Source organism: Aquiflexum sp. (assembly GCF_041751335.1).
In the GTDB taxonomy this organism is placed as follows: domain Bacteria; phylum Bacteroidota; class Bacteroidia; order Cytophagales; family Cyclobacteriaceae; genus Aquiflexum.
This window is the reverse complement of the sequence record NZ_JBGSXS010000202.1, coordinates 1-3,759: the sequence shown is the minus strand read 5'-3', so window position 1 is coordinate 3,759 and position 3,759 is coordinate 1. Positions and strand designations below refer to the sequence as shown.

Here is a 3,759-nt window from a genome sequence, read left to right as displayed (position 1 = left end):
ATACAACTTGCCTATGCCAATACCCTATTTGACCCTAAAGAAAATTTGGAAGGGTCTTTTAGAATTATAAAAAACCTTCCACAGAAAATTCTTGCTAATCAATTTATTGTCCGCTCTTTGGGTTTTCATGCTTACTTATACCAAGCTAAAAGTCAATTTCCTGATAATATTTCCGATGATGATTATGTCAAATTGCTGAGTGAAATCCTGTATGGATATGCTGAAGGAAAAGGGGAGCTGAAAATAAACTGGAAAGAATTTCAAGGGAATTATCCATGGTTTGTCAGCCGGTGGATTTTTTACATAGATGAAAGCACCTGATATGAATAATATATGTCCATATACCGGTTTAAGGTCATTTACTGAGGATGAAAGCATTTATTTTAAAGGCCGGGATCATCAGATAGATCAGCTTACTGCTTTGTTGGAGCAGAATAAGTTCCTGATGGTCACTGGGGCATCAGGTGAAGGAAAATCATCTTTGATTTATGCAGGATTGATTCCCAACGCCCGTGCAGGTTTTTTCAAAGCGAAATATACCAATTGGGTGGTGGCTGATTTCCGACCTGAACGTAGCCCTGTTAAGAACATGGCCCAGGCCATTTCGGATAAATTCAATATTCTTGACACTACCGTTGAAACAGAGTTAAGAAGAGGTTTTTCTTCCCTTATTGATCTTTATACCAATTCTGATTTTTACATAGATGAACAGGATGAAAAGTGGCAGCATTTAGAAGAAACAGAACAAAGAACCAGGAAAAGAAAGGCTGCCAATTTGATGATCATTGTGGATCAGTTTGAGGAATTTTTTACCAATCCGGAAAACTTCTACAAAGAAGCCCCTTCACAGGATTCGCAGATTGTGGTGAATTTGATTCTGGAAACTGCTCGAATTGCCCTCAAAAAGAACATACCCGTGTATGTGGTCTGTACCATGCGCTCGGATTATATCGGTCAATGTTCCGCTTTCAGAGGCCTTCCGGAATATATCGGTTTTTCACAGTTCTTTGTCCCGCGCTTAAAACGAAAGGATTTAAAACAGGTCGTTGAAGAACCTGCGATCTTGAGCGGGAACAGGATTTCCCAAAGGTTGATCGAAAGGCTGGTCTATGATTTGGCTGAAGGCTTAGATCAGTTACCCATATTACAGCATGCTTTGACCCAAATCTGGTTGGCTGCCGATAGTGGGGCTGAGGAAATGGATCTTATTCATTATGCTAAAGTTGGAGGGATGCCTGCTAATGAATTGCCTGACAATGATCAAAAGATTTTCCTAAAATGGTTCAAATCATTGCCTGAGCATCAGCGGGTTTATTATCATCAGACGGGATTGAACAAAGTTATTGAAATCCATGCCAGCATTTTATATGAAAATGCGTGGGAATACTATAACAAGGTAAATCCTGAAAGCCCCATTTCCCAGCACGAAGCCAAGCGGGTTATTGCATTGACTTTTAGTGGGCTTACAAAAATTGATAATAGCAGGGCGGTAAGAAACAGGATGAGTTTGGGAGAACTTACCGAAATCATCAATACACCTGACCTCAATTCCAAAGTGGTAGGTGGGGTTCTGAATATTTTCAGGGAAGAAGGGAATTCATTTATCAGGCCCTTCAGGACAGAAGACCCGGATACCCATATTCTGCATGAGGAAACGGTTTTGGATATTACCCATGAAAGTTTGATCAGAAACTGGAATAAACTCAACGCCTGGGCCAATCAGGAATTTGAGTTTTACAGCACCTATTTGGACTTCAAAAAACAACTCGACCGTTGGAAGGACAATGGGAAAAGCAGGGATTTTTTACTTCCTATTGGGCCATTGTCCTTTTTCGAAAACTGGTATGAGGAATGTAAACCAAACGTGGGTTGGATCAAAAGGTATTCTGAAATCAAAGAAGATGATGAAATAAGAACCAGGGAAGCTCAAATACGCTTGACTGAAATACAGGAGTTTCTGAAAAGAAGCAGTAGAAATGTTTTCTTTACCCGTACTTTTATGAAGTATGGCGCCCAACGGATAGGTACCTTTTTTGCCATTTTGGTGATGCTCGTATTGAGTGGTTTTTATTGGTATGATGCGGAACAAAAAGCGAATGAAAGGGTGATTGACCGTGCCAGGAATGAATCTTTAACATTTTTGAACAGTCCGGAAGTAATTAATCAGGATAAGGCTATTTACCTACTAGCAGAAGAGCGTTTTGAACCCGGATATTTGACTTCATTTTTGACTTCCATGAATCAAAAGGACAGAATTTCTCAGGCCATCGATTCCTATAAATTTTTGATCTATATGGATAAGCATATTGAAGATCCTATTAGGGGTTTATTAGTTGATTTTATTTATAAGGACCTACAATCACCGGAGCCTGCAATTGAATCAGAGTATATTTTAGCACAGACCAATAAGTTTTTGCTCATTTTGATGAGGGATAATTATTACAGTCCTTCCAAAGAAAATGAAAAAATTATAACAGAATTAACAGATAGAAACAGGAATAGAGTGGTGGATTTTTATGAGGTAACAGGACATTTTAGTCCAACGTTGCCTTTTGAACTTAATTTGGCCATTCAGCTTTGGCTTACTGATGGCAATGCCACAACGGAAGGTATCGATGAAGTTCTTCAGACCATTTCACCTGCTGAAAGTGAGGAGGGAAGAGATGCTTTTTCCCGATATTATCCAAAGGGAAGTTTTGAACCTAATGGAAGACAGCCAACGGATTTCAACAATGGCTACCATACATTGGCTTCACTTTATGCCAGCAAAGGAGATATCAATGGGGTGGAATGGGCCTTTCAACAATTACTGAACAATGGCCAAAGGGAGTACTTCGAATTGGGCAGGGTTTTCAATAACCACCAAAATATTATGGGTTATTTGTATCAGTATAAATTTAGGGATTTGACTCCAAGGTTTGTGAAATGGATAGCAACCAATACATTTGACAACCCTGAAATAACGGTTTATAGGAACACTGTAATCAGGTCGGGATATATCACACATTTGTATGTTGGGGCCAATCTTGAACCTCAGGCCTTAAGATCCTATCGTGGCTATATTTACCCTAACCTTTTCTTTTCAGACCGATATGTTTATGATCAGATGAGTGAAGATTATGAAATATATATTAATCAGATCAGAGACCCATCAGAAAGGAATTATCAATTGGCCATCAATTCCAAAAGAAAAGCTGTTTTTACCCATAAATATTGGTTTGACCGTCAAATGGAAATCAATCAGGATCTGTTGGATTCCTGGTTGGATAATGCATTTGAATATTATTCGAAGTTATCCCCTGCTTTTTTGGAAGTAAAAATACCTTCAACAATTCCTTACTATGGCGATGGGGTAAGGACAACGCAGCCTTCTAGAAAGGAATTGTTCATTTATCCTGATTACCGGGATGGGTGGTTCAGTTGGAACTATCATTCAGATATGTTCTATCGCTATATGGATAGAAAGAGGTTATTGTCAAAAATGTTCACCACAGGAGTTGATTTAGAGGCCATGCATTTCTGGATTGCAAAAGCTTTTGAAATCAAGGCCTTTCCTCCCCCCGGTACATTGGACAATAATTATCCACTGTCTGATGAAACATTGACCCATGCGTTAAATTTTTTGGAAAGCCACCCCAGTGGTGATGAGGTTGATAAAAACCTGTTTTATCTGGTATTGGCCAATCGGTCATTTGATCGTGCGGATACGGTAAAAGGAATGGAATTTTACCGAAAATTCGATCAACAGGCCATTTCCAG

Annotated in this window: 2 protein-coding genes; both read left to right on the top strand. The window is 39.2% G+C overall.

Going from position 1 to position 3,759, the window contains the following annotated elements:
- Positions 1-321 (top strand): hypothetical protein (locus tag ACEW8U_RS10990; RefSeq protein ID WP_373522088.1); only part of this gene is annotated, 321 nt, incomplete at its 5' end.
- A gap of 1 nt (position 322) precedes the next feature.
- Positions 323-3,759, top strand: a 3,437-nt coding sequence (locus ACEW8U_RS10985) for an ATP-binding protein (RefSeq protein ID WP_373522087.1), incomplete at its 3' end; no start/stop codon positions are given.